At 68.0% G+C, this 25,124-nt stretch carries 29 protein-coding genes; 17 read left to right on the top strand and 12 right to left on the bottom strand.

What is annotated here, in order from left to right; genetic code table 11:
- Window positions 1–105 precede the first annotated feature (105 nt).
- Window positions 106–846 carry an IclR family transcriptional regulator gene (locus AC3A6X_RS22555; RefSeq protein WP_487844298.1) on the top strand — a complete coding sequence of 247 codons (741 nt, stop codon included), beginning with the start codon at window positions 106–108 and terminating at the stop codon, window positions 844–846.
- Between the two features lie 6 nt (window positions 847–852).
- Here the strand turns inward: AC3A6X_RS22555 and AC3A6X_RS22550 are convergent, their stop codons facing one another.
- The 4 genes from AC3A6X_RS22550 to hisC form a co-directional block, all read right to left on the bottom strand.
- Entirely contained in the window at window positions 853–1,317 is a 465-nt protein-coding gene (locus tag AC3A6X_RS22550; RefSeq protein WP_487844297.1) for a MarR family winged helix-turn-helix transcriptional regulator, read from the bottom strand.
- 168 nt (window positions 1,318–1,485) lie between these two features.
- Window positions 1,486–1,914, bottom strand: coding sequence for an Ohr family peroxiredoxin (locus tag AC3A6X_RS22545; protein WP_487844296.1), 429 nt, complete (start codon window positions 1,912–1,914; stop codon window positions 1,486–1,488).
- Window positions 1,915–2,135: 221 nt separating this feature from the next.
- A complete protein-coding gene (locus AC3A6X_RS22540; protein ID WP_487844295.1) occupies window positions 2,136–3,092 on the bottom strand; it encodes a Bug family tripartite tricarboxylate transporter substrate binding protein in 957 nt (318 codons plus the stop codon).
- A gap of 39 nt (window positions 3,093–3,131) precedes the next feature.
- Window positions 3,132–4,127 (bottom strand): histidinol-phosphate transaminase, encoded by a 996-nt coding sequence (hisC, locus tag AC3A6X_RS22535; RefSeq protein ID WP_487844294.1) that lies wholly within the window; start codon window positions 4,125–4,127, stop codon window positions 3,132–3,134.
- Between the two features lie 220 nt (window positions 4,128–4,347).
- On the opposite strand from hisC, the gene AC3A6X_RS22530 reads away from it, so the two are divergent.
- Genes AC3A6X_RS22530 through AC3A6X_RS22515 form a run of 4 tightly spaced genes read left to right on the top strand, consistent with a single transcriptional unit; the run spans window position 4,348 to window position 7,544 of the window.
- Window positions 4,348–6,525, top strand: coding sequence for a malate synthase G (locus AC3A6X_RS22530; RefSeq protein WP_487844293.1), 2,178 nt, complete (start codon window positions 4,348–4,350; stop codon window positions 6,523–6,525).
- 51 nt (window positions 6,526–6,576) lie between these two features.
- Window positions 6,577–6,798 carry a hypothetical protein gene (locus AC3A6X_RS22525; RefSeq protein ID WP_487844292.1) on the top strand — a complete coding sequence of 74 codons (222 nt, stop codon included), beginning with the start codon at window positions 6,577–6,579 and terminating at the stop codon, window positions 6,796–6,798.
- Between the two features lies 1 nt (window position 6,799).
- Window positions 6,800–7,096 (top strand): type II toxin-antitoxin system RelE/ParE family toxin, encoded by a 297-nt coding sequence (locus tag AC3A6X_RS22520; RefSeq protein WP_487844291.1) that lies wholly within the window; start codon window positions 6,800–6,802, stop codon window positions 7,094–7,096.
- 31 nt (window positions 7,097–7,127) lie between these two features.
- Window positions 7,128–7,544, top strand: coding sequence for a PaaI family thioesterase (locus AC3A6X_RS22515; RefSeq protein ID WP_487844290.1), 417 nt, complete (start codon window positions 7,128–7,130; stop codon window positions 7,542–7,544).
- Between the two features lie 70 nt (window positions 7,545–7,614).
- On the opposite strand, the gene AC3A6X_RS22510 is transcribed toward AC3A6X_RS22515, so the two are convergent.
- Both AC3A6X_RS22510 and AC3A6X_RS22505 read right to left on the bottom strand, forming a co-directional pair.
- A complete protein-coding gene (locus AC3A6X_RS22510) occupies window positions 7,615–8,022 on the bottom strand; it encodes a hypothetical protein (RefSeq protein WP_487844289.1) in 408 nt (135 codons plus the stop codon).
- Window position 8,023: 1 nt separating this feature from the next.
- Window positions 8,024–8,242, bottom strand: coding sequence for a hypothetical protein (locus tag AC3A6X_RS22505; RefSeq protein ID WP_487844288.1), 219 nt, complete (start codon window positions 8,240–8,242; stop codon window positions 8,024–8,026).
- 303 nt (window positions 8,243–8,545) lie between these two features.
- Between AC3A6X_RS22505 and AC3A6X_RS22500 the strand changes: the two genes are divergently transcribed.
- Window positions 8,546–9,070 carry an SLOG cluster 4 domain-containing protein gene (locus tag AC3A6X_RS22500; RefSeq protein WP_487844287.1) on the top strand — a complete coding sequence of 175 codons (525 nt, stop codon included), beginning with the start codon at window positions 8,546–8,548 and terminating at the stop codon, window positions 9,068–9,070.
- A gap of 74 nt (window positions 9,071–9,144) precedes the next feature.
- Here AC3A6X_RS22500 and AC3A6X_RS22495 read toward each other — a convergent pair whose 3' ends face one another.
- Window positions 9,145–9,912: a ProQ/FINO family protein gene (locus AC3A6X_RS22495; RefSeq protein ID WP_487844286.1), complete on the bottom strand. Its 768-nt coding sequence runs from the start codon at window positions 9,910–9,912 to the stop codon at window positions 9,145–9,147.
- Window positions 9,913–10,135: 223 nt separating this feature from the next.
- On the opposite strand from AC3A6X_RS22495, the gene AC3A6X_RS22490 reads away from it, so the two are divergent.
- Complete coding sequence (locus AC3A6X_RS22490; RefSeq protein WP_487844285.1) at window positions 10,136–10,474, top strand: proteophosphoglycan ppg4; 339 nt, start codon at window positions 10,136–10,138, stop codon at window positions 10,472–10,474.
- Between the two features lie 11 nt (window positions 10,475–10,485).
- Window positions 10,486–11,133 (top strand): L,D-transpeptidase, encoded by a 648-nt coding sequence (locus tag AC3A6X_RS22485; protein ID WP_487844284.1) that lies wholly within the window; start codon window positions 10,486–10,488, stop codon window positions 11,131–11,133.
- Window positions 11,134–11,139: 6 nt separating this feature from the next.
- Here the strand turns inward: AC3A6X_RS22485 and AC3A6X_RS22480 are convergent, their stop codons facing one another.
- On the bottom strand, window positions 11,140–12,072 hold the full coding sequence (locus tag AC3A6X_RS22480; RefSeq protein ID WP_487844283.1) for a LysR substrate-binding domain-containing protein: 933 nt from the start codon (window positions 12,070–12,072) through the stop codon (window positions 11,140–11,142).
- 83 nt (window positions 12,073–12,155) lie between these two features.
- Between AC3A6X_RS22480 and AC3A6X_RS22475 the strand changes: the two genes are divergently transcribed.
- From AC3A6X_RS22475 to AC3A6X_RS22450, 6 genes are all read left to right on the top strand, one after another.
- Window positions 12,156–12,467, top strand: a complete 312-nt coding sequence (locus tag AC3A6X_RS22475; RefSeq protein ID WP_487844282.1) for a DUF2917 domain-containing protein — start codon at window positions 12,156–12,158, stop codon at window positions 12,465–12,467.
- Between the two features lie 137 nt (window positions 12,468–12,604).
- Window positions 12,605–13,783 carry an acetyl-CoA C-acetyltransferase gene (locus AC3A6X_RS22470; RefSeq protein ID WP_487844281.1) on the top strand — a complete coding sequence of 393 codons (1,179 nt, stop codon included), beginning with the start codon at window positions 12,605–12,607 and terminating at the stop codon, window positions 13,781–13,783.
- Window positions 13,783–14,583, top strand: a complete 801-nt coding sequence (locus tag AC3A6X_RS22465) for an enoyl-CoA hydratase-related protein (RefSeq protein ID WP_487844280.1) — start codon at window positions 13,783–13,785, stop codon at window positions 14,581–14,583. Before AC3A6X_RS22470 ends, AC3A6X_RS22465 begins: the two co-directional genes overlap by 1 nt.
- Entirely contained in the window at window positions 14,580–15,743 is a 1,164-nt protein-coding gene (locus AC3A6X_RS22460) for an acyl-CoA dehydrogenase family protein (protein WP_487844279.1), read from the top strand. Before AC3A6X_RS22465 ends, AC3A6X_RS22460 begins: the two co-directional genes overlap by 4 nt.
- A 40-nt stretch (window positions 15,744–15,783) precedes the next feature.
- On the top strand, window positions 15,784–17,043 hold the full coding sequence (locus tag AC3A6X_RS22455) for a 6-phosphofructokinase (RefSeq protein ID WP_487844278.1): 1,260 nt from the start codon (window positions 15,784–15,786) through the stop codon (window positions 17,041–17,043).
- A gap of 1 nt (window position 17,044) precedes the next feature.
- A complete protein-coding gene (locus tag AC3A6X_RS22450) occupies window positions 17,045–17,272 on the top strand; it encodes a cysteine-rich CWC family protein (protein ID WP_487844277.1) in 228 nt (75 codons plus the stop codon).
- Between the two features lie 30 nt (window positions 17,273–17,302).
- On the opposite strand, the gene AC3A6X_RS22445 is transcribed toward AC3A6X_RS22450, so the two are convergent.
- Entirely contained in the window at window positions 17,303–18,532 is a 1,230-nt protein-coding gene (locus AC3A6X_RS22445) for a zinc-binding metallopeptidase family protein (protein WP_487844276.1), read from the bottom strand.
- A 121-nt stretch (window positions 18,533–18,653) separates the two neighbouring features.
- On the opposite strand from AC3A6X_RS22445, the gene AC3A6X_RS22440 reads away from it, so the two are divergent.
- Both AC3A6X_RS22440 and AC3A6X_RS22435 read left to right on the top strand, forming a co-directional pair.
- Window positions 18,654–20,105 carry an MFS transporter gene (locus AC3A6X_RS22440; RefSeq protein WP_487844275.1) on the top strand — a complete coding sequence of 484 codons (1,452 nt, stop codon included), beginning with the start codon at window positions 18,654–18,656 and terminating at the stop codon, window positions 20,103–20,105.
- Between the two features lie 27 nt (window positions 20,106–20,132).
- The gene (locus tag AC3A6X_RS22435) at window positions 20,133–20,897 is read left to right on the top strand and encodes a class II glutamine amidotransferase (RefSeq protein ID WP_487844274.1); all 765 of its coding nucleotides are present in this window, start codon (window positions 20,133–20,135) and stop codon (window positions 20,895–20,897) included.
- A gap of 35 nt (window positions 20,898–20,932) precedes the next feature.
- Here the strand turns inward: AC3A6X_RS22435 and AC3A6X_RS22430 are convergent, their stop codons facing one another.
- The 3 genes from AC3A6X_RS22430 to AC3A6X_RS22420 are packed head-to-tail and all read right to left on the bottom strand — an operon-like array spanning window position 20,933 to window position 23,967.
- Complete coding sequence (locus AC3A6X_RS22430; RefSeq protein ID WP_487844273.1) at window positions 20,933–21,955, bottom strand: YeiH family protein; 1,023 nt, start codon at window positions 21,953–21,955, stop codon at window positions 20,933–20,935.
- 7 nt (window positions 21,956–21,962) lie between these two features.
- Entirely contained in the window at window positions 21,963–23,696 is a 1,734-nt protein-coding gene (locus AC3A6X_RS22425; protein WP_487844272.1) for a fatty acid--CoA ligase, read from the bottom strand.
- A 58-nt stretch (window positions 23,697–23,754) separates the two neighbouring features.
- Window positions 23,755–23,967 (bottom strand): DUF1289 domain-containing protein, encoded by a 213-nt coding sequence (locus AC3A6X_RS22420; RefSeq protein ID WP_487844271.1) that lies wholly within the window; start codon window positions 23,965–23,967, stop codon window positions 23,755–23,757.
- A gap of 106 nt (window positions 23,968–24,073) precedes the next feature.
- On the opposite strand from AC3A6X_RS22420, the gene AC3A6X_RS22415 reads away from it, so the two are divergent.
- The gene (locus AC3A6X_RS22415; protein ID WP_487844270.1) at window positions 24,074–25,084 is read left to right on the top strand and encodes an AraC family transcriptional regulator; all 1,011 of its coding nucleotides are present in this window, start codon (window positions 24,074–24,076) and stop codon (window positions 25,082–25,084) included.
- Window positions 25,085–25,124 lie beyond the last annotated feature (40 nt).

Below are 25,124 nucleotides of genomic sequence, written 5' to 3'. Positions count from 1 at the left end.
GGGAAGGGTCTTGGGGATGCATGAACTTGACAGTTCTATCTAACAGAACTAAATTCTGTTTTACAGAATTAGAACGCACTGCTCCCTCGACTGTCAAGCCAGCCCATGCCACGCAAAGCCCATACCGAATCGGTCTCAGATCTCAACGCCGCGCCCGGTGGGGCCGCAGCGGTCGACCGCGCGTTGAGCCTGCTGTCATCCTTCCAGGCCGGCGACGAGGCGCTGAGCCTGGCGCAGTTCGCCGAGCGCACGCAGCTCTACAAGAGCACCGTGCTGCGCCTGCTCGCCTCGCTGGAGCACGCGCGCCTGATCCGCCGTCAGGAAGACGGCCGCTATGCCCTGGGCATGGAGATCGCGCGGCTGCACGGCCTGTACGCGGCCTCGCTCTCGCTCGACCGCATCGTGCCGCCGGTGCTGCGCGAACTGGTCGCGGCCACCGGAGAGAGCGCGGCTTACCACGTGCGGCAGGCGCAGGGCGATCATTGGGCGCGGCTGTGCCTGTACCGCGTCGACTCGCCGCACGTGGTGCGCGACCACGTGCGCGCCGGCGACCTGCTGCCCAACGATCGCGGTTCAGGTGCGCGCATCCTGATCGCCTTCGGACCCGAGGCCGAGCGCCCGCGCGGCGCGAAGGAGCGCAAGCTCTACGACGCCATCCGCGCGCAGGGCTACTGCGCGATGGTCGGCGACCGCTCGGCCGAACTGGGAGGCATCTCGGCGCCGGTGTTCCATGCCGACGGTCGGCTGGCCGCGGCGCTCACGCTGACCATGCCGGCGCATCGCTACGACGAGCGGCACATCGGTCCTGTGCGCGAGGCCGCGCGGGGGCTCACGGGACGGGTCTAGGGACCGTCATTCCCCGGCATGCACCCAATCGATGAGGTTGTTGCGCATCGTCACGATCGTCTTCTGCAATCGCACGAACTCGTCCGGCGCCAGGCCCGTCGCGTCGGCGAGGCTCACTTCCCTGGTCTTCTCGCGCAGCCGTCGACCGCTCTTCGTCACGCTGATTCGCACCTGGCGCTCGTCCGCGGGATCGCGCTGCCTCTCCACGTAGCCCATCGCCTCGAGCTTCTTCAGGATCGGCGTGAGCGTGTTCGATTCGAGAAACAGTTTTTCGCCCAGGCTGCCGACGGTCTGATCGTCCTGCTCCCAGAGCGCGACGATGGTGATGTATTGGGTGTAGGTCAGCCCCAGCTTCTCGAGCAGCGGCTTGTAGGCCTTGCCGAAGGCCAGGTTCGCGGAGTAGACCGCAAAGCACAGGTAGTCCGAGAGCTTCAGATCCTCGGGGATGGTTGTCTTGTCGGTGGATTTCATTTGCGTCCTCTTTGCCGGAGACCTGCGTCTCGTCTGAGCTGAAACTATAAATCGCATGCGATCGTATCGCAAGAACTCGAACGCCTCCCGGCAGTTCCGGGCGTCTGCTGCAGCAACACGCCCGCAGACGTGTCTGCGGGCTCTGTTCAGGTCAGAACGCGGAGGGCGTCAGGTAACGACGTTCAGCGCCACGTCAATGTTGCCGTGCACGGCCTTCGAGTACGGGCAGATGTCGTGCGCCTCGTGTGCGAGGGCCTCGGCCACCTCCTGCGCCACGCCCGGTACGCGGACATCGAAGCGCGCTTGAATGAAGTAGGCCTTGCCGGTCTGGCCCAGATCGACCTGGATGTCGACCGAGAGATCAGCCGGCAGCGCGACCTTCTTCTGCTTGGCTACCAGGCCGATCGCCGAGATGTAGCAGGCGGACCAGGCGCCGGCGAAGAGCTGCTCCGCGGTCGGGTGCGCCTGGACGGCCGAGAACACGTGCGCCGGGTTCGCGTCGCCGGGCGACGAGAGCCGGAGGTCGACGCGATCGCCAGGGCCGCTGACGAGGGTGTGGGTCTTGCCTGAGGCCAGGACTTTTTCGATTTTGCTCATGATGGTTCCTTGAAGTTGAGGTGGTGAGATTGTCAAAAACGTATGCGCTATGATCGCATGCGATTTATCAAATCATATCAGAGTATCAGCTAATCGCATACGAGTGCAGCGGATGCGATGGAATGAATGATACGCACGAGCGAGATGAATCCACGGTAATTTGTCACAGGCCGCGTGCGCCCTTATCACGTGCGGCACGACCCCGGGGCGAGCTAGGCGATCTATTCCGCCTTGAAGCCCGAAGCCGTGATGGGCGCTTCCCAGCGCTTCAGGTGCGCCGCCTGGATGGCCGCCAACTCGGCCGGCCCGGCGTGCGCCGGCACCAGGCCGAGGTTGTAGATGCGCTCCTGGATCTCGGGCGCGCGCAATGCGTCGGCCACGGCGCGGTCGATGCGCTGCACCAGATCCGGCGGCATTCCGGGCGGGCCGTAGAGCCCGAAGAAGGCGTCGGCCGTGACATCGATGCCGGACTCCTTGAGCGTGGGGACATCCGGCAGCGCCTTGCTGCGCTGCGCGCCGGTGACGGCCAGGATGCGGACCTTGCCCGCGCGGTGGTGCTCGATGGTCTCGACCGCCGTATCCACCATCAGCGGCACCTGCCCGCCGATGAGGTCCTGCGCGGCCGGCGCACCGCCGCGGTAGGCCACATGCGTCATCGGCACGCCGGCGGCCTGCGAGAGCAGCAGGCCCGCGAAGTGCGGCACCGTGCCGGCGCCCGAGGTCGCGTAGTTGGCCTTGGAGGGGTTGGCCTTCATCCAGGCCAGCACGGTCTTGAGGTCGCCCGCCGGCGCGCCGGGCCCGGCCGTTACCGCGAAGTCGAAAGTGCTGACCAGCGAGATCGGGGTGAAGTCCTTCGCGGTGTCGTAGCCCAGGTTCGCATAGAGCCAGGGATGGATCACCATCGCGCCGCTGGGCGAGAAGATGAGCGTGCTGCCGTCCGGCGCGGAACGCCTGAGCTCCGACAGCGCCAGCCGGCCGGCCGCGCCCGGCTTGTTGTCGACGATCACGTTCTGCGCGAGCGAAACGCGCATCCGGTCGGCCAGCAGGCGCGCCACCACGTCGGCCGAGCCGCCGGGCGGAAAGCCGACCAGGATGCGGGTGTTGCGCTCCTGCGCGAGGGCCATGGGCGTGGCGAGCGCGCCAGCTGCGAGCGCGGCGAAATGGCGGCGGTTGATCAAGGCAGTCTCCTCGGGTTGTTGTTCGGCCTCTTCTGCGGTTCAGCGCGCGGGCGCGAGGTCGCGCAGCGCGGCCAGCACGGCCTCGTTCTGCTCGGGCAGGCCGACCGTGATGCGCAGCCAGTGCGGCAGGCCGTAGTTGTCGAGCAGCGCAACCTCGATGCCGGCGGCCAGCAGGCGCGCATGCACGGTGCGGCCCTCGCCGACCTGCGCCATGAGGAAGTTGCCCGCGGAGGGGATCGAGGCGAGGCGAAGCTCGTGCAAGCCCGCCTCGAGCCGCGCCCGTCCGGCGATATTGAGCTGGTAGCTGCGCGCCAGGAAGGCTCCGTCGCCCAGCGCCGCCGCCGCCGCGGCCTGGGCCGGCGTGCTGACGTTGAAGCGCGGCCGCCGCGCGTTCAGCCGCGCCGCCAGCGCATGCTGGGCAACGCCGTAGCCGATGCGCAGGCCGGCCAACCCATAAGCCTTGGAGAAGGTGCGCGCGACGATCAGGTTGGGGAAGCGCCGCACCCAGGCGATGCTGTCGTAGCGCTGCCCCGGCGCGAGGTACTCGCCGTAGGCCTCGTCGAGCAGCACCCTCACCTGAGGCGGCACCGATTCCAGAAAGGCGAGCAGTGCGTCGGCCTCGATGAAGGTGCCGGTGGGGTTGTTGGGATTGGCGACGAAAACCAGCCGCGTGTCCTCGCCGATGGCAGCGCGCATGGCGCCGAGGTCGTGGCCGAAGTCCTGCGCGGGCACCACCGTGCTGCGCGCATGGGCATGCGCGGCCGCCTGCCCGAAAACCACGAAGCCGTACTGCGAGTAGACGACATGCTCGCCCGGCTTCACGCTGACCTGGGCCGCGAGCTCGAGGATCTCGCTGGAGCCGCTGCCCAGCACCAGCCAGTCGGCCGGCACGTCGAGCCGCGCCGACAGCGCGTGCTTGAGCGCCGTGCCGTTGCTGTCGGGGTAGTTGCCCGCGCCCTGCAGCGCGGCGGCCGCGGCGCGGCGGGCGGACTCGGGCATGCCGAGCGGGTTCTCGTTGGAAGCCAGCAGGATCATCGCGAGGGCCGATTTATTTAAGAAGTTAAATGTAGGAAGCGTTTGCAGACTGCCTATCAGGGCCTACCCTTTGGCTTGTGCCCTTGCCGGCCCCGGGCGCGGACGATTACCTCCAATTTGGTCATTGATCAATCGCTCCCGAGGCTCTTACTCATCAACGAGGTATCGAATAAAGTCACCGACTGCATTGTTCCGTCTTGAATTCAAGGAGTAGACAACCATGACCGCCCGCACGACCGTCCACGGCCTCCAGGTCGCCACCGAGCTCCATCGCTTCATCGAAGACCAGGTGCTGCCGGCCACCGGCGTCGCCGGCGATGTCTTCTGGAAGGGCTTCGACGCCATCGTCGGCGATCTCGCGCCCAAGAACATCGCGCTCCTGGCCGAGCGCGACCGCCTGCAGTCGGAGATGGACGCCTGGCACCAGGCCCATCCCGGCCCGATCACGGACATGCCGGCTTACCGCGCCTTCCTCGAAAAGATCGGCTACCTGCTGCCGCAGCCCCAGGGCGTGAAGGCCACGACGGCCAACGTCGACGCCGAGCTCGCGCTGCAGGCCGGCCCGCAGTTGGTGGTGCCGATCCTCAATGCCCGCTATGCGCTGAACGCCGCCAATGCACGCTGGGGTTCGCTCTACGACGCGCTCTACGGCACCGACGCCATCCCCGAGACCGGCGGCGCCGAGAAGGGCAAGGGCTACAACCCGGCGCGCGGCGCCAAGGTGATCGAGTTCGCGCGCGAGGTGCTGGACCAGGCCGCGCCGCTGGCCAACGGCTCGCACAAGAATGCGACCGGCTACGCCGTCAAGGACGGCCAGCTGATGGTCGCGCTGCAGAGCAGCAGCACGCCGCTGGCGGACCCGGCGCAGTTCGTCGGCTACCAGGGCGACGCGGCGGCGCCGGGCTCGGTGCTGCTCAAGCACAACGGCATCCATCTCGACATCCGGATCGATCGCAACACGCCGATCGGCAAGACCGACGCCGCGGGCATCAGCGACGTGGTGCTCGAAGCCGCGCTGTCCACCATCCTCGACCTGGAAGACTCGGTGGCGGTGGTCGATGCGCAGGACAAGGTGCTCGCCTATTCCAACTGGCTCGGCATCCTGCAGGGCACTCTGACCGAGGAAGTGAAGAAAGGCGACAAGACCATCACCCGCGGCCTCAACCCGGACCGCGAGTACACCGGGGCCGACGGGAAGCCGGTCAAGCTGCACGGCCGCTCGCTGATGTTCGTGCGCAATGTCGGCCACCTGATGACCAACCCGGCCATCCTCTACGGCGAGGGCAAGGAGATCCCCGAGGGGATCATGGACGCGGTGATCACCACCACCATCGCCACGATCGACCTGAAGCGCAAGGGCAACTCGCGCACCGGCAGCGTCTACATCGTGAAGCCCAAGATGCACGGCCCGGCCGAGGTGGCCTTCGCCAGCGAGCTCTTCGGCCGCGTCGAGCAAATGCTGGGCCTGCCGGCCAACACGGTGAAGCTGGGCATCATGGACGAGGAGCGCCGCACCAGCGTCAACCTCAAGGCCTGCATTGCCGAGGCGGCGGCGCGGGTGGCCTTCATCAACACCGGTTTCCTGGACCGCACCGGCGACGAGATGCACACCGCGATGCGCGCCGGCCCGATGCTGCGCAAGGGCGACATGAAGACCACGCCCTGGATCCAGGCCTACGAGAAGAACAACGTGCTGGTGGGCCTCTCGTGCGGCCTGCGCGGCAAGGCGCAGATCGGCAAGGGCATGTGGGCCATGCCGGACCTGATGGCCGCGATGCTGGAGCAGAAGATCGGCCACCCGAAGGCCGGCGCCAACACTGCCTGGGTGCCCTCGCCCACCGCGGCCACGCTGCATGCGCTGCACTACCACCGCGTGAACGTGGCCGAGGTGCAAAAGGAGCTGGAGAAGATCGACGCCGATGCGGAGCGCGACAACATCCTCGCCGACCTGCTGAAGGTGCCCGTCGCGGCCGAGGCGAAGTGGACGGCGCAGGAGCGCCAGCAGGAACTGGACAACAACGTACAGGGCATCCTCGGCTACGTGGTGCGCTGGATCGACCAGGGCGTGGGCTGCTCCAAGGTGCCGGACATCCACAACATCGGCCTGATGGAAGACCGCGCGACGCTGCGCATCTCCAGCCAGCACATCGCCAACTGGCTGCTGCACGGCGTGGTCACGAAGGAAGAGGTCGACGCCACCTTCCAGCGCATGGCGGCGGTGGTGGACCAGCAGAACGCGGGCGACGCGCTCTACCAGAACATGGCCGGCAACTTCGGCACCTCGGCGGCGTACAAGGCGGCGCAGGAGCTGGTGTTCAAGGGCGTGGAGCAGCCGAGCGGGTACACCGAGCCGCTGCTGCATGCGTGGCGCTTGAAGGTGAAGGCCGGGCAGGCCTGACAAACCGTTCGCGGCCGGCGCCACAGCGCAACGAGCGGTAGTATTCGGCCCATGCAAGTCGCCACTGGAACTGTCGTCAACGGCAAGATCGTCCTCGAAGGGGTTCCTCTTGCCGAGGGTGCCGTTGTCACAGTTGTCTCGCGTGATGCCGACGAAAGCTTTTCGTTGACGACATCACAGGAAGACGAATTGATCGCCGCCATGGCAGAAATCGAGCGCAGGGAGTACGTGTCGCTCGAAAATCTCCTGAAGTCTCTGCCCCCGCGCGTTTGAAATGACCCTTCGGGTCAGGATATCCCGTCGAGCGGCAGCTCAAGTGCCAGGAGCCGCCGAGTGGCGGTTGAACCGCCCTGCGGCACCTGGCGCCATCGCCACCGACCTTGGAGCGGCCGTCTCGCTTTTGGCGGAACAACCCGGCGTCGGTGCGAAGTACGAAGGCGCCCGAACTCCGGGTGTGCGCCGTCTGTTTCTGAGCAGAGTCGGCTACTTTATCTACTACACGGTCGAGGGCGACAGTCTCCATGTGCTGGCCCTTTGGCTCGCAAGCCGCGGCCATCAGCCGGTCGTATGAGACGCATGTGCTTCGAAAAAGGACGCTCGATATGGCAACCACCAAGGAAGAAATCGCAGCATTCATAGCCAGCGAGTTCCCGCAAACCAAGTGCGCCGTTCTCGATGCAGGCAATGGTGGCGCGACCGTCGCTCACGAAATCGGCCCAGCCGAGTTGAGGCCCGGCGGGACCGTCTCCGGCCCTGTTCTCATGGCCACGGCCGACGTGGCGCTCTACGTTGCGATCCTCGCTGAGATCGGCATCGTTCCCTTGACGGTGACGACCAGCCTGAACATCAACTTCCTTCGCAAGCCGGAGGCGGGGGCACGCGTCATCGGCGTGTGCAAGCTCATCAAGCTGGGGCGCTCCCTGGCGGTGGGCGAGGTCAGCCTGTACTCGGAGGGGCGCAGCGACATCGTTGCCCATGCCGTGGGGACGTATTCCATTCCGCCGCGGGCACCAACATAAGCCCCGGCACGAGGTCTCCACGTATGCGCAAATGAATCAACCGACGAGCGAGCGTTCATCCATTCACGGCTCATCGCGAGACCTTGCAGCGGCGAAGAACGTCGTAACGCTGGGCCTCCGCACCCGTGCCGCTCGGCAAGTGAGCCAACGTCACCTCGAACCAGCAGCCATCGACCCGATGCCATTGCGTGGCGTGGTCGATCACGTGGTACTCGGCGTAGGACCGGTCCGTGCGCCGCTGCGCCCCCTGCTCCCTTTTTTCCGAATACACCCCATCCCAGGGCCGATGCACCTGCTTGTGCAGCCAGCGCTTGAGCGGCGCGAGGTTCTCGTTGAGCCACTTCCGGGAGGCATACCCGCGCTGCATGCCCAGGTGCGCGCCGCGATCCCTGCTGTTGCGCCAGTTGCGCCCGTCGCCCTGCACACCGCCGCCGCGACGCGGGCGCTCGACGATCACCTTGTACATGTCCTCGCGCATCTCAAGGCTCCTCGATCTGTCGGGCGGCCTTGAGCAAGGCGACCCGCTGCGCGCGCCGTTCGGCGCCTCGGGTGCGCAGGTGGCGGCCGGCGCCCTGGCTCGAGGCGCGATGCGCCATGGCCGCCACCACGGGGTTGCGCGGCGCCGGCGCAGCCGGCAGCGGGAAATAGAAACGGCCCAGACGCTTGTCGTCGTCACGGGCCCTGCGTTGCGAACTCATGGCCGCACACTCCAAAAACAAAAAGCCCCGGCAAATGGCTGCGCCGGGGCTTTGTCGAGAAGCCTCGGCTGGACGCGGCACATCCAGCCGGGGCGGTCGGAGTGCAGATCAGGGGTTCAGAAAACAGTTCATGAATAAGGTGGCGCCAGGGAGGTCAATCGTCGCCCGGCGCGGGGCAAATGCTTGCTGAAACGGAGCGCGGATTGTGTCGAGGCAGGCCGTGACCTGCAAGCCCCGGTCGCGCGAAACGTGGCGCAAAGGCGACGGACAATCCGGGTCCCGAACTGCAACGGAACTCCGCACATGACTTCCTCGCACCGCCGCCCCCAGGTCTGCGTTCTCGGCAGCGCCGAACCTGGCTCTGCTGCCCATGCGCTGGCGGGTGAAGCCGGGGCGCTCTTGGCGCGCCTTGGCATCACCGTCGTCAGTGGCTGCGGAAGCCCGGCCACCCGGGTGGCTGCCGAGCGCGCCATCGAGGCCGGTGGCCTGGTGCTCAGCATCGTCCCGCCCGATGAGATGCCTCCGCCGGACTGGCCTGCAACGGTGGTGATCCCCTGCGGCATGGGCGATGCACGCAACCTTCTCATGGCGCTTTCCGGAGATGCCTGCATCGTCATCGGCGGCCGCGCAGGCACGATCTCCGAGGTCTGCCTGGCCTGGCTTCACAAGCGCCCGTTGCTGCCGCTGGTGGGGTGCGGCGGCTGGTCCGATGCACTGCCGTCGAATCCTCCGGACGAGCGGCAGAACTCACCCATCCTGCCCTGGGGCTCGACTGGGGAGCTCGAGGCTCAGCTTCGGGGCCTGGGTCTGATTCGGGCACAGCCATAGAGGGCGATTGAAGCGCTCAGGGCCATCGAAGGGCCGGTGCCCTCACCCCCGCCCTCTCCCAGAGGGAGAGGGAGTCAAGCGGGGTCCGAGGTCTCGGGACGCGCTCGCGCAGCCGCCAGCGTTCGCTTCACCTCCGCCGGATCCATTCCATACATCTCCGCGAACTCGGCGACGCTGCGCCCGCTGGCCTCGAAGGCCCGGCGCAGCGCCTCGCGCTTGGCGTTGCGCGCGCCCAGCTCGGCGAAGGCCTCGTCGAGCACGGCGTTGGCGGTCTCGTCGTTGCTGTGCACGACGAGCATGTAGTCTTCGCGCGAGAGGCCCGAGGCCTCGATGGCCCCCATCAGGCGCGCCCGCAGCTGCGGGCGCAGGTCTTGGGCGCTGCGCGCCTGACGCCGGCGGAACACCTCGAGGATGGCGTGGTGTACATGCTCGGGCGCGACCGGTTCGACGGCGACGCCATGGAGATCATGGCGCGGCTTGCCCGCGGCAACCGCTTCGAGGTAGCGGGTGGAACGCGCATGCAGCCCGAGCGCGATCTTCAGGTCCTCGCGCTTGAACTCGTCGGCATGCGCCGCCAGCAGGTCCTCGAACACGCCGAGCTTCAGCGGCAGGAAGCGCGCGCCGAACAGCCCAGGATAGAGCTCGAACAGCCGCTCCAGCAAGGGATGGGTCTTACGCGGACGTGCGGGCTGAGTGCCCTGCGCGGGCTGCTGCGCCTGCAGCTTCTGCTGCGCCGCGCCGGCACGCCGGTGCTTGCGCGCGGCCGGTGCGTTCTTTTCCTTCTTCGACGGCGAGGGCTGCGGCGAAGAGGCGGTATCGGTATCTGCTGTGTTCGAGGTCATGGTTGTAGCGGCCCTCCCAGGCCTGAAGCCGCACGAAGCGGCGCGGACCCGAACTGTAATGCGAGACGCTTCGCCGCACGGCCGCCGCGCAGCCCGCCCGTGTGCGGCCCCCTCGTCCTACACCCATGCGCGCGCCACACCGACCCGGACCTGGACCCATGTGTCTACGTTTGCTAACACTGAGGCCCCAGTCACAACCATCCACCCTTCAAGGAGAAAGCACATGACATCCATCTCGTTTTCCGCCGCGTTGAAAACGTCCGCCGCAGCCCTGGCCATCGCCGGTGCCGCAGGCTTCGCCATCGCGCAGGGCAATCCGCCCACCACCGGCTCGCCGAACCCTGCAACGGGTGCAGGACAGCAGGCGCAGGGCACCCAGGGCACTCAGGGCAGCACACCCATGGGCACGACCGGCACGCCTGCCGCACAGGGCGCGGCGACGCCAGGTTCCGGCTCCGCCGCCAGCGGCAGCACCTCGGGCAGCGGCACGATGTCCTCGACCGACACAACCACGCCGAGGTCCACCGACAACATGCGCGTCGCGCGAGCTGACCGCAACTGAGCGCGTCCCGCATGTCGCCGACCCTGCCGGGCGCAGCGCCCGGCTTTCTCGCGCTGGCCCTGCTCTCTGCCGCGCTGGCGCTCCCCGCGCCGGCGTGGGCTCAGGGCGAGCTCGAGAGCCTGGTTCAATGGGTGCGGGCCACCGGCGACAACCAGGGGACGGCCTTCGCCGTCGTCGACAAGAGGGGCGCACGCGTCCACGTTTTCGATGCCGGCGGGAAGGTTCGGGCCTCTGCGCCGATCCTTCTCGGCCTGGCGCGCGGCGACGATTCGGTGCCCGGCATCGGCGAGCGCCCGATGGCCCAGATCCGGCCCGAGGAACGCACCACGCCGGCGGGCCGCTTCGCCACCGAGCCGGGCCGCAACCTACAGGGTGAGGACATTGTCTGGATCGACTACGACGCAGCCGTCTCGATGCACCGCGTGCGCGCCACCAACCCGGCCGAGCGCCGGCTGGAGCGCCTGGCAACGCCCAGCGTTGAAGACAACCGCATTTCGTACGGCTGCATCAACGTGCCCGCGGCTTTCTACGATGCCCACTTGAAGCCCACGCTGGGCGCACGGCGCGGCGTGGTCTACGTGCTGCCGGAGACGCGCCCGCTCGCAGCGGTCTTCGGCCTCGGCACGCGAGTCGCCGCGACGCCAGTCGCGCAGCGCTGAAGCGGATCAGGCGCGCTGTGCCGCCTCGGCCTCGGCGCGCAACCACCGAATAAAATCCTGCGCGTCCGCGTTCTGTGCGGCGCGGCGCGAGCTCTCGATGAAATAGGCCCGGCGCGAAGCCACATCCGTGCCGAAGGGCGCCACCAGGCTCCCGTTTTCCAGCAGTTCACGCAGCAGCGGCAGGCGGCCGATGACCACGCCCTGGCCGGCCACCGCGGCCCCGACCGCGTCGGTGTACTGGGTGAAGCGCAAGGAATTCTTCATGCGAAGCTCGGTGAGCCCCATCACCTCGAGCCAGGGCTCCCAGTCGACCGTGGGAGCCTCGCTGTGCTTGGGTACGTCGATGGTCAGCAGGGTCTGGTCGACCAGGTCGTCGGGCGAGCGCAGCTGCCCGGCGATGCTCGGCGAGCACAGCGGGATCACCGACTCCTCGAAGAGCGCGGGCCCGGTGCCGCGCTCGATGGGCACGAAGCGCACCGCCACGTCGATGCGGCTGCGCTCCAGGTCCAGCACCTCCAGCGTGGCCGACAGCCGCACGTCGACCCGCGGATGGTCTGCGGTGAAGCGGGAGAGCCGCGGGATCAGCCAGAAGGAGGCGAAGCCCGGCGTGCAGGTGATCGCGACCTGCCGCAGCATCGGCGCCGCCCGCAGCCGGGCGGTGGCGTCGCGCAGCCGCTCCAGGCTTTCGACCACCGCGCGCTGCAGCACGGCGCCGGCCTCGGTCAGCGCCAGGGCGCGATGGCGGCGCTCGAACAGCAACACGCCCAGGCTGGCCTCGAGCTGCTGGATTTGCCGGCTGACGGCCGATTGCGTAAGAAAAAGCTCGCCCGCCGCCTGCGTGAAGCTCAGCGTGCGGGCCGCGGCTTCGAAGGTGCGCAGCAGCTCCAGCGGCGGCAGCTCGGCGCCCGCTGGCAAGGGTTTCGCATTCTCTACACGCATGCTACGAGTTCCATTTGACCGTGTGACTGCGGCACTTCAACTCACTATATTCATTCCAGAGCCGAATGCAAAAGGAGTCCGCCATGAACACCGCACCCAGCCGTTTCCACCTCAGCCTGGCCAAGCGCACCATCTTCACTCTGCCCGACGCCGCCGGCGTCGGCATCGAATGCCGCAGCGGCAGCGTGTGGGTCACGCTGGACCACGATCCGCGCGACATCGTGCTGGCACCGGGCGAGCGCTTCGAAGGCGACCAGCACCGGCGCATGCTGGTGTCGGCGCTCGAGCCTTCGTGCATCACCGTCTCGGGCTCGCGGCCCGCGGCGCTGCCGGTGCGGGAAGAGCCCGCGCGGTCGCCTTGGCGACTCCCGCCCCACGGGATGTCCCCGGCTTGACCTTGCAGCCCCGGGCGTTGAACCATCGACGCTCGTGGCCCTGACGCAGCGACGCCGTCACCCCAGGTGACGGCGTTTTGCTTTTGGCATTTGGTTGCGCCGGCCATGGCTTTTTCTTCCCCGGACAAGGACATCACATGGCAGAGGCATACATCGTGGCCGCGACGCGCACCGCCGGCGGCCGCCGCGGCGGCAGGCTGGCGGGCTGGCATCCGGCCGACCTGGCGGCACAGGTGATCGACGCACTGGTCGCGAAAAGCGGCATCGACCCGGCGGCGGTGGAGGACGTCATCCTCGGCTGCGTCAGCCAGGTCGGCCAGCAGGCCAGCAACGTGGCGCGCAACGCGGTGCTGGCGTCGAAGCTGCCCGAATCGGTGCCCGGCACTTCGGTCGACCGGCAGTGCGGCTCTTCGCAGCAGGCGCTGCATTTCGCGGCGCAGGCCGTGATGTCGGGCAGCATGGACGCGGTGATCGCGGGCGGCGTCGAGAGCATGACGCGCGTGCCCATGTTCACGCCCAACGCGCTGCCGGCCAAGGCCGGCCTGGGCAGCTACACCAGCCCGGCCATGCAGCGCCGCTACCCGGGCGTGGAGTTCAGCCAGTTCACCGGCGCCGAGATGATCGCGAAGAACTACGGCATCACGAAAGAGGCGCTGGACCGCTACGCCTTCGAGACCCACCGGCGCGCGATCGCCGCGACCCGCGAGGGCGCCTTCGCCGGCGAGATCCTGCCCGTCGAGGCGCGCCTCGCCGACGGCAGCGCCGCAGGCGAGATGCACGCCGTGGACGAAGGCATCCGCTTCGATGTCACGCTGGAGGGCATCGCCGGCGTGAAGCTGATCGCCGAGGGCGGGCGCTGCACCGCCGCCACGGCCAGCCAGATCTGCGACGGCGCCAGCGGCGTGCTGGTGGTCAACGAGCGCGGGCTGAAGGCGCTCGGCGTGAAGCCGCTCGCGCGCATCCACCACATGAGCGTGCTGGGCCACGACCCGGTGATCATGCTGGAAGCACCCATTCCCGCCACGCGGCGCGCACTGCAGAAGGCCGGCCTGAAGATCGAGGACATCGAGCTCTACGAAGTGAACGAAGCCTTCGCGCCGGTGCCCGTCGCCTGGCTGCAGGCGCTGGGCGCCGACCCGGCCCGGCTCAACGTGAACGGCGGCGCGATCGCGCTGGGCCATCCGCTGGGCGCCTCGGGCACCAAGCTCATGACCACGCTGGTCCATGCGCTGGGCCAGCGCGGCAAGCGCTACGGCCTGCAGACCATGTGCGAAGGCGGCGGCATGGCCAACGTGACGATCGTGGAGCGGCTCTGATGGCCGCCGTCCTGTGGGAAGCCAAGGACGGCGTGGCGACGCTGACGCTGAACCTGCCGGCCAAGCTCAATCCGATCGCGCTCGACCTGCAGCACGAGCTGCGCGCCGCCCTTGCGCGCGTGCGCGAGGACCGCGGCGTGCGCGCGGTGGTGCTCACCGGCGCCGGCAAGGCCTTCTGCGTGGGTGCGGACCTGAGCGCGATGCGCCCGCCCGAAGCCAACGAGACGCTGGGCGACCAGACGGCGAAGTGGATGCAGTCAGTGAGCAACCCGCTCATCGAGGAACTGCGCGCGCTGCCGGTGCCGGTGGTGTGCGCGGTCAACGGCGCCGCTGCGGGCGCCGGCGTGGGCCTCGCGCTGGCCGGTGACGTGACGATCGCGGCGAAGAGCGCCTACTTCTACCTGTCCTTCCTGCCGAAGCTCGGCATCGTGCCGGACCTGGGCTGCACCTGGATCATTCCGCGGCTGGTGGGCCCGGCGCGCGCCATGGGCATGAGCCTGCTCGACGAGCGCCTGGGCGCCGAACGGGCGGCGCAGTGGGGACTGATCTGGGCCTGCGTGGAAGACGACCTGCTGCTGCTCGAGGCGCAGCAGCTCGCGCAGCGCCTGGCGCGCCTGCCCGCGCATGCAGTGATCGAGGCGCGCCGCGCCTTCGAGGCATCGGCGCGCCACACCCTGCCCGAGCAGTTGCACTACGAAAGCGAGCGCCAGCGCGAGCTCCTGAACCGTCCCAGCTTCGCCGAGGGCGTCGCCGCCTTCCTGCAGAAGCGCGCGCCTGAATTTCCGGGGAGACAAGCATGATCGAACGCACCCTCTTCACCCCCGACCACGAGGCCTTTCGCGACAGCTTCCGCCGCTTCATGGACAAGGAGATCGCGCCCTTCCACGAGGACTGGGAGGCGCACGGCTATGTCGACCGGACGCTTTGGAACAAGGCCGGCGAGAACGGCTTTCTCTGCATGTCGCTGCCCGAGGAACACGGCGGCGCGGGCGCCGACCTGCTCTATTCGGTGATCCAGTTCGAGGAGCTCTGGGCGCGGGGCTTCACCGGCGTCGGCTTCGGGCTGCACAGCGAGATCGTGGCGCCGTACATCCTGCATTACGGCACCGAGGCGCAGAAGAACAACTACCTGCCGAAGCTGGCGAGCGGCGAGATGGTGGGCGCCATCGCGATGAGCGAGCCCGGCGCCGGCAGCGACCTGCAGGCCGTGCGCACCGCGGCGCTCAAGCAGCCCGACGGCAGCTGGCGGCTCTCGGGCAGCAAGACCTTCATCACCAACGGCTGGCATGCGGACCTGGTGATCGTGGTCGCCAAGACCGACCCCGAGGGCGGCGCCAAGGGCACCAGCCTGTTCCTGGTGGAGCGTGGCATGCCGGGCTTCGAGAAGGGCCAGCGGCTGAAGAAGCTGGGCCTGAAGGCGCAAGACACTTCCGAGCTTTTCTTCAACGACGTGCACCTGCCGGCCGACGCCCTGCTCGGCGGGCAAGCGCAGGAGAACCGCGGCTTCGTCTGCCTGATGGAACAGCTGCCGTGGGAGCGGCTGCAGATCGCGATCAGCGCGGTGGCGGCCTCGCAGGCGGCGATCGACCACACCGTCGCCTACGTCAAGGACCGCAAGGTCTTCGGCCAGCCCGTGGGCGCCTACCAGAACACGCGCTACACGCTGGCCGAGCTGCAGACCGAAGTGCAGGTCGCGCAGGTCTTCGTCGACAAGTGCATCGAGCTCCTGATGCAGCAGAAGCTGGATACCGCCACCGCCAGCATGGCCAAGTACTGGACCACCGACCTGCAGTGCAAGGTGATGGACGAGTGCGTGCAGCTGCACGGCGGCTACGGCTTCATGTGGGAGTACCCGGTGACGCGCGCGTATGCCGATGCGCGGGTGCAGCGCATCTATGGCGGCACCAACGAGATCATGAAGGAGGTGATCACGCGGGCGATGGGGCTGCCGGGGCGCTGAAGCGCTGGCATCCGGCGGGGGCCTGCGGGAGAATGCCCGCATGCCTACCCTCAATGCCTTCTATGCCCAGTCCGGCGGCGTCACCTCGGTGATCAACGCCTCGGCGGCCGGCGTGATCGAAACAGCGCGCCGGCACGCCGATCGCATCGGCACCGTCTATGCCGGGCGCAACGGCATCCTCGGCGCGCTGGCCGAGGACCTGATCGACACCAGCCTCGAATCGGCCGAGGCCATCGCGGCGCTGCGCACCACGCCTGCGGGCGCCTTCGGCTCCTGCCGCTACAAGCTCAAATCGCTGGAGAAGAACCGGCGCGAGTACGAGCGGCTGATCGAGGTCTTCAAGGCCCACGGCATCGGCTACTTCTTCTACAACGGCGGCGGCGACTCGGCCGACACCTGCTTCAAGGTGAGCCAGCTGTCGCAATCGATGGGCTATGCGCTGCAGGCCATCCACGTGCCCAAGACCATCGACAACGACCTGCCGCTGACGGACTGCTGCCCCGGCTTCGGCTCGGTCGCGAAGTACGTGGCGGTGTCCACGCTCGAGGCCTCGCTGGACGTGCGCTCGATGGCCGCGACCTCGACCAAGGTCTTCGTGCTGGAGGTGATGGGCCGCCATGCGGGCTGGATCGCGGCGGCCGGCGGGCTGGCGGCGGACCACGGCATCCCGGTCGTGATCCTGTTCCCCGAGATCCCCTTCGACCAGCCGGCCTTCCTGGCGCGGGTCGATGCGCTGGTCAAGCACCACGGCTACTGCACGGTGGTGGTGTCGGAAGGCGCGCACCATCCCGACGGCAGCTTCCTCGCCGAGCAGGGCAGCAAGGACGCCTTCGGCCACGCGCAGCTCGGCGGCGCGGCGCCGGTGGTGGCGCAGATGGTGAAAGAGGCGCTGGGCTACAAGTTCCACTGGGCGGTGGCCGACTACCTGCAGCGCTCGGCGCGCCACATCGCCTCGGCCACCGACGCGCGCCAGGCCTACGAGCTCGGGCAGCGCGCCGTCGAGCTCGCGCTCGAAGGCAAGAACTCGGTGATGCCGACCATCGAGCGCACGTCCGACACGCCGTATGCCTACCGCATCGGCAGCGCGCCGCTGGACCAGGTGGCCAATGCCGAGAAGTTCATGCCGCGCGACTACATCTCGCCCGACGGGTACGGCATCAGCGACAAGGGGCGTGCGTATTTGCTGCCGCTGATCCAGGGGGAGGACTACCCCGCCTACCGCGACGGGCTGCCGGTGTACGTGACGCTGCAGAACCATTCGGTCGAGAAAAAGCTGCCGGCTTTCGAGATCGCGAAGTGATATGGGCGTGAAGTCGGGCGTCGATGCCTCGCGCTGTCCGCTGTGCGGCGAAGCCAATCGCTGCGCGATCGAGCTCGAACGCGTGTCCGGCCAGGCGCAAGGGCCCTGTTGGTGCATGCAGGCCGCCGTCAGCCCGGAGGCGCTCGCCCGCATACCGGCGCAGGCGCGAGGCCTGGCCTGTATCTGCGCGCGCTGCGCTGTAGATGCAGTTGCTCCGGAGCCCGTCTGAACTCCCTCGCCCTCCGGGAGGGAGCAAGCCCTATCGCTCAGGGGCGGGGTCGCGCGAGCCGGCGCGCTGCTCCGAAATCACCTCGTGGATGAACTGCAGCTTTCCCACCGCCACGCGCGGCAGCACGAAGGGGTAGTAGTCAGGCTGGCCCATGCTGCGCGACAGTTCGTTGAGCACATTGGTCAGCCGCACCCAGCCGTTGAGAAAGTCGAGGAACTCGGCGGCCTTCGGATGCTCGGGCTGCCACAGGTCCGAGAGCTCGAACAGGTCGCTGGTGAGCTCCACGTTCTGCGCGTCGACGCCGAAGCTCATCGCGGTGTCGGCGGTGTCGGCCATGTGCAGGTAATGGGCCCAGGTCTCGGCCCAGTCCTCCCACGGATGTGAGCTCGCGTAGCTGGTGACGAAGCGGTTGGCCCAGTCGGGCGGCGGGCCGCTCTCGTAGTGCGCCTGCAGCGCCGCCGCGTAGTCGGCACGCTCGTCGCCGAAGAGCTCGCGGAAGGGCTCGAGCCAGTGGGTGGGGTGGACCAGCAGGTCCCAGTAGTAGTGGCCGATCTCGTGGCGGAAATGGCCCACCAGGGTGCGGTAGGGCTCGCGCATCTCGGCGCGGATGCGCTCGCGCACCGCGTCCTCGGCCTCCTCGGCGTTGAGGGTGATCACGCCCATCTGGTGGCCGGTCATCACGTGCGGGCCGCCCGGGAGGTTGCCGAGGAAGTCGAAGGCCAGGCCATGCACCGGATCGGCCAGCCGCGTGACCACGGGCAGCTCAAGCGCGAGCAGTTGCGAGATCAGCCGGCGCTTGCCGAGTTCGAGCTTGCGCCACAGCTCGGCGTTGCTCTCGATCGACAGGTCGGGAATGGTGCGCGTCACGCTGCAGGCCAGGCAAAGGCCGGGCACCAGCCCGTCGGTGTTGAAGGACGGATCGTCGCCCTCGCGCGGCGCCGGCACCATCCAGTTGCAGGCCGCGGGCGTCAGCAGGTTGGCGCAGCGGCGGTAGGCCTTGCCATCGGCGTCGCCGAAGAGGGTGAAGGTGTCGGGCTCGGCGCCCTCGCGGGTGTCGGGGGCCAGCGGCACCACGCCCAGGTGGTCGACCACGTAGCCGAGCGGGGTGTGGCAGGCCAGGCACTGGCTGTTGCGCAGAAACACGGGCCGGCCGCACTGGCACTGGTAGGCGCGGGTGACCGTCGGCGCCTTCAGCTCGGCGGCGAGCGTGGGGGCCGCATCGGTGCCGGTGGTTGTCTTGTCGTCGGTGGCGGATTCCATGTCTCTCTTCTCTTTGCTTGGCCTGCGGAAGAACGACGGGCCATTGTCGGGGCGGCCATCGCGACGGCCGGCCGTGCAATGCCCGTATCCTTGTAGGACAGCCCGAACAGGCTGCCCCACGATGATCGACACGCCCCCGCCCCTCTCCCTCAGCGCCCGCTACGGGTCGCGCTACCGCTGGCTGCTGCTCTTCTCGGTGATGGTGGGGGTCATGGCCTCGATCATGTCCTCCACCATCGTCAACGTGGCGATCCCGGGCATGAGCCACCACTTCGCGCTGGGACAGGAGCGCGCCCAGTGGGTCAGCTCCGGGTTCATGGTGGCGATGACGGTCTCGATGCTCACCACGCCCTGGCTGCTGGCGCGCTACGGCTACCGCAGCACCTACGTGGGCACCATGGTGCTGCTGCTGGCCGGCGGCATCAGCGGCGGCCTGGCCAACCACTTCCCGCTGGTGCTGGCGGCGCGCGTGGCCGAGGGGCTGGCCGCCGGGGTGGTGCAGCCGATTCCGGCCATCATCATCCTGCGCGCCTTCGAGCCGCACGAGCAGGGCCGCGCCAGCGGCATCTTCGGCATGGGCGTGGTGCTGGCGCCGGCCGTGGGCCCCAGCATCGGCGGCGTGCTGGTCGACCTGTTCGGCTGGCGCTCGATCTTCTTCATGGTGGTGCCCTTCTGCGTCGCCTCGATCTGGCTGGCCTACAAGTTCGTGCCGGTCACCGCGCCGGGAGGCGTCACCGCCGCCCGCAGCGGGGCGCTGGACTGGGGCGGCTTGGCGCTGGGCACGGTCGGCACGCTGTGCCTGCTGAACGGCTTGGTCCAGCTGCGGGGCGATACGCCGCTGCAGGCGGCGGCGCTGCTGGCCGGCGCCGGGGCGGCCTTCGGCGCCTTCATCGCCTGGCAGCGGCGCGTCGCGGCTGCGGGCGGCACGCCGCTGATGAACCTGGCGCTGTTCCACCACCGGCAGTTCGCGATGGGCAGCGTGGTGGCCTTCATCTACGGCACGGCGCTGTTCGGCTCGACCTACCTGCTGCCGGTCTACATGCAGGTCGGGCTGCATCTGTCGGCCTCGCACGTGGGCACCATCCTGCTGCCGGCCGGGCTGGTGCTGGCCTTCACCATCGCGGGCGTCGGCCGGCTGGCCGACCGACATCCGACCTGGCTGCTGGTGTGCATCGGCCTGGCGCTGCTGGCCGCCTCCTTCGCGCTGATGCTGGTGTTGCAGCTGGACAGCGCCATCTGGCTGCTGGCGGTCTTCGCGGTGATCGGGCGGGTGGGGCTGGGCTTCATCCTGCCCTCGCTCAACCTGGGGTCGATGCGCCCGCTGGAGAAGCCGCTGATCCCGCAGGGGGCCAGCGCGATCAACTTCCTGCGCATGCTGGGCGGCGCCGCCGGCGTGAGCCTGTGCGCGATCGTGCTCGAATGGCGGCTGGCCGCGCATGGCGATTCGCTGGCGAACACCGCCACCAGCACGGCGCGGCTGGCCGCCTTCGACGAGGTGTTCATGCTGCTGGCCGGGCTGTGCGCATTGGCGATCTGCGCGGCTTGGCAACTCCGGGAAAAGCGCGAGCCCTGAGCCCTTCGCTGCGTTCTAATCACCCCCATGTGCCAGCTTCTCGGAATGAACTGCAACACGCCGACGGACGTGACCTTCAGCTTCTCGGGCTTCGCGCAGCGCGGCGGGCGCACCGACCACCACGCCGACGGCTGGGGCATCGCCTTCTTCGAGGACCGGGGCCTGCGGCACTTCGTCGACCACCAGCCGGCCTGCGAGTCGCCGGTGGCCGAGCTGATCCGTCGCTACCCCATCAAGAGCCGCAACGTCATCGCCCACATCCGCAAGGCCACGCAGGGGGCGGTGAACCTGCAGAACTGCCACCCCTTCGTGCGCGAGCTGTGGGGGCGCTACTGGGTGTTCGCCCACAACGGCGACCTGAAGGACTTCCGCCCGCGCCTGCACGGCAACTTTCACCCGGTGGGCAGCACCGACAGCGAGCATGCCTTCTGCTGGATCATGCAGGAGCTGGCCAAGTCGCACGCCGACGTGCCCACCGTCGAAGAGCTGACGCTCACGCTGCGCGAGCTGGCGCCGCGCTTCCTGCGCCACGGCACCTTCAACTTCATGCTCTCCAACGGACAGGCGCTGTGGTCCCATGCCTCGACGAACCTCTGGTACATCGAGCGGCGCCATCCCTTCCTGACGGCCGAGCTGTCGGACGAAGACCTGTCCATCGACTTCGCCCAGCACACCACGCCGGACGACCGCGTGGCGGTGGTGGTGACCGCGCCCCTGACCGTCAACGAGACCTGGACCGCCTTTGCACCCGGCGAGCTGGCGGTCTTCGTCGACGGGCAGCGCAGGTCCTGAGGGGTGTCGATCGGCGCGCGCCTCGCCAGGCCTACTCAACGGGCCAGGTAGATGAACGCGGTCACGAGGATCGCGAGGAATGCGGTTTCGCTGACCATCAGCACGATCGGCTTGAAGCCGACGGTGGCAAAGTCCTTGAGGTGCGACTTCATGCCGATCGCCGCCATGGAAACCACCAGCAGCCAGGTCGACAGCGTCTGCAGTGCCTGCTGCACCACTGCGGGAATCAGGCCGAGACTGTTGACGACGACGATCAGCGCGAAGGCCACCACGAACCAGGGCAGCAGCGGCGGCTTCGGCGCATCGGACGATCCGGCATGCTGCTTGCGGTACGCCAGCGTGATGACCAGGATCACCGGCAGCAGCATCGCGACGCGCAGCAGCTTGACGATGGTCGCGACGTCGCCCGTTTCCTTCGACATGCCGTAGCCCGCGCCGACCACCTGCGCCACGTCGTGGATGGTGCCGCCCAGGAACACGCCGGCGTGCTCGCGGCCGAAGCCGAGCACCGTGGCGATCATCGGGTAGAGCACCATTGCGGCCGTGGAGAGCGTGCTGACGCCGATGACCGTGAAGATGGTGGCTCGCTCCTTCACGCTGTCCTCGGGATGGGTGGGGATCACCGCGGCGATCGCCATGGCCGCCGAGGCGCCGCAGATGCCCACCGCGCCGCCCGTGAGGACGCCGAAGCGGGTTCGGTAGCCCATCAGGCGCGCCAGCAGGATGCCGAAGCCCATGGTCAGTGCCACCGAGCCCACGACCATCGCGATCGGCAGCGCGCCCAGCGCCGTGATCTGCCCCAGCGTGATGCGCACGCCCAGGAGCGCGACGCCGATGCGCAGCAGCGTGCTGGCGGAGAACCGGATGCCCGGCGCGCTGCGGCCTTCGGTCGACAGGAAGTTCAAGGCCATGCCGAGCAGCAACGCGAACAGCATCGCCGAGACGCGGTAGTGCTCGGCCAGCGAGATGGCGGCCACCGCCACCACCACCGACACCAGGATGCCGTGGAAGTTCGTGCGCGCCGGCTCGCGCCAGCCGGTCGCCGTCAGAGAGTTCATGCCGCGCTCACTCGGGCTTGTAGTTGACCGAGCGCAGAACCTCGCCGACGCGAGCGGAATCCTTGCGCAGTCCGGCGGACAACTCTTCCGAAGTGGGCGGCTGGCCGCGCAGCGCCTTTTTGTTGATCTTTCCGACACTTGTCTTCGGGATCTCGGAGACGAAGGCGATGCGGTCCGTGTCCGGGACGGCAAATTTGCTGATCCGCTTCGATTCGACATGTCCCAGAAGTCGTTCGCAGATGGCGCTCGGCTCGAGTTCCATGCCGGGCTTGCAGACGACGAAGGCCATGGGCCGCTCGCCCCACTTCGCGTCGGGCACGCCGATCACGGCGCACTCCTGAACGCCAGGTACTTCGGCGATCAGGCCTTCCACCTCGATGGAGGAGACCCACTCGCCACCGGTCTTGATCACGTCCTTGATGCGATCGACGATCTGGACGAATCCGCCCGGCGTCATGACCGCGATGTCTTGCGTGTGCAAATAGCCTGCCGCCCACAGCTCCTCGGACGCTTCGGGCTTCTTGAAGTAGCTCCGCGTGAGAAAGGGCGCGCGCAGGACGATTTCACCCTGGCTCTTGCTGTCGCGCGGCATGTCGCGCATCTCTTCGTCGACGATGCGGAAGTCCACCAGCGGCACGGGACGACCGGGCGAGCATCGCATCCGCACCTCCTCGCGCGGATCGGCAGCCTTGAATCCGGGCGGAAGCTGTGCCAGCGACACGATCGGGCCGGTCTCCGACATGCCGTAGCCGGCGAACACATCGAGACCGCGGGCGAGCGCCGCCTCGCACAGGACCGGGGAGAGCGCCGAGCCGCCGATGATCATCTTCCAGCCCGAGAGGTCCGGCGCGCCATCCTGGGGTGCCGCCTGCAACAGCATTTGCAGGATGGTCGGGACGCAATGGGAGAAGGTGACCTGCTCCGACTGGCGCAGTTTCAGCAGGAGCTCCGGCACGTAGCGGCCCGGCAGAACCGTCTTGAGACCCAGCATGACGGCGACGTACGGCAGGCCCCAGGCGAGCACGTGGAACATCGGCGTGATGGGCATGTAGACGTCTTCGCGGTGCAGGCGCTGGCCGTCTTTCTGCGCACACAGGCTCGTGGCCGCGACCAGGGCATGCAGGACGATGTCGCGGTGGCTATAGCTCACGCCCTTCGGGTCGCCCGTGGTCCCGGTCGTGTAGAAGGTTGCCGCCTTGGTCTGTTCGTCGAAGTCGCGGAACTCGAATTCGGGCGAGGCCTGCCCGAGCAAGGTCTCGTACTCGCCCGCCAGCGGCAGTGCCGTCTGCGGCACGGGCTGGCCGTCTGCCATCACGACAATGTGGCGCACGCCCTTGAGCCCATCCTTGATCTGCTCGAGCATCGGCACGAAATCCGCATGCACCAGCACGATCTCGGCCTCCGAATCGTTCAGCGTGTAGAGGATCTGCTGCGGCGACAAACGCACGTTCACCGTGAACAGCGTTGCGCCCATCATCGGAATGCCGAAGTAGCTTTCCAGGTAGCGGTGGCTATCCCAGTCCAAGACGGCCACCGTGGTGCCGTGCCGGGCGCCCATCGCGCTCAGCGCCGACGCGAGGCGGCCGATGCGTTGGCGGAACTCGCGGAAGCTGTAGCGCATTTCGCCGCGATAGGTGATTTCCTGGTCGCCGTACAGGCTCAGCGAGTTGACCAGCAACTGCTTGATGAGCAATGGGTATGCGTACGCCGACGGCGTGGGGGCGATGAGATTTGCGTTCATGTGTCTCCGTTTTCGTCACAGGGGTTGGTTTTTCGAATGGTGCGTGGCAAGCGCCGGTCTATGGAGCCGGCCGCACCGTCGCGTCGAGCGTGACCCTCGGGCCCATGCGCTGCTCGATCAAGGCGGCAACGTCGGCCCTTTGCTGCTCGGTCATCCGTGCCCAGCCGCCGATTTCCAGCTGGGTTCTCTTGCATCCCTGGCAGAACTTTCCGTCCAGGTCCATCCTGCAAACATTGATGCAGGGGTCGGCAGTGGGTTTGAATGGGCTCATCGAGATCAGCGGCTAGGTTCGACGCTGATTGTTTCGATTCGGGGGATACGCCGATTGACGAACGGGGACGTGCGTTTAACCTGACGGGACACTTGGTCCCAACCCCATGTCGAGCCTCGTTCGCAGCGCCAGCCTGACCCACTATGCCGAGGTGGCGCGTTCGGCCGGACTCGATCCGCTGGTGTTGCTGGCGGAGGTGGGGCTCAGCCCGGCCTGCCTGCACGATCCCGACCTGCGCATTCCGAGCGACGCGGTGCGCGCCCTGCTGGAGGCCTCGGCGATTGCCAGCGGCCTGGACAACTTCGGATTGCGCATGGCCGAGACGCGGCTCCTGTCCAACCTCGGGCCGGTGGCGCTGGTGGTGCGCGAGGAACCCACGGTGCGGCGCGTCGTGCGTGCGCTGGTGCGCTACAGCCGCATGCTGAACGAATCGCTTTTCATGAGGTTCGACGAGGCGGAAGGCATTGCAGTGATCCGGGACGAGTTGCTGGTCGGCCACCCCGGCTCATCGCGGCAAGCGATGGAGCTGCTTGTCGGCGTCATGTTCCGCAGTCTGAAGTTTTTCCTCGGTCCGACGTGGAACCCATTGCGGGTGTGCTTCGCGCACGCACCGCCGCGCGATCCGAGCCTGCACATTCGCATGTTCGGCCATGCCGTCGACTTCGGACAGGACTTCAACGGGCTCGTCTGCACCACGCGCGACATGGATGCACCGAACCCGATGGCCGATCCGGTAATGGCGCGCTATGCGCGACAGCTTCTCGATGCCACCGGTGGATCGGGCAGCATGAACGCGGTCGATGGCGTGCGCAACATCCTGCTCGTGCTGCTGCCTTCAGGCCAGTGCTCCATCGACCAGGTGGCGCAACAACTCGGCGTCGACCGGCGCACGGTGCATCGGCGGCTCCTGCGTGAAGGAACGACATTCACCGAGGTGATGAACACCATCCGGCGCGAGCTGGCAGCGCAGTACATCGACGCCGGCACGCGCCCCCTGTCGCAGGTGGCCGATCTGCTGGGCTTCTCGGCGCTCAGCGCTTTCTCTCGTTGGTACAAGCAGCAGTTTGGCGAGGTCGCAGGTCGGCGGCGCCGTGCAGGGAGCAGCACAAAATACTAGCGAAGGAGGGTGGCCCTTTGGTGCGCGTGGCCCGTGGGCT

The organism is Variovorax sp. Soil_C_12 (genome assembly GCF_057657375.1).
This window is presented reverse-complemented; position numbering and strand designations above follow the sequence as displayed.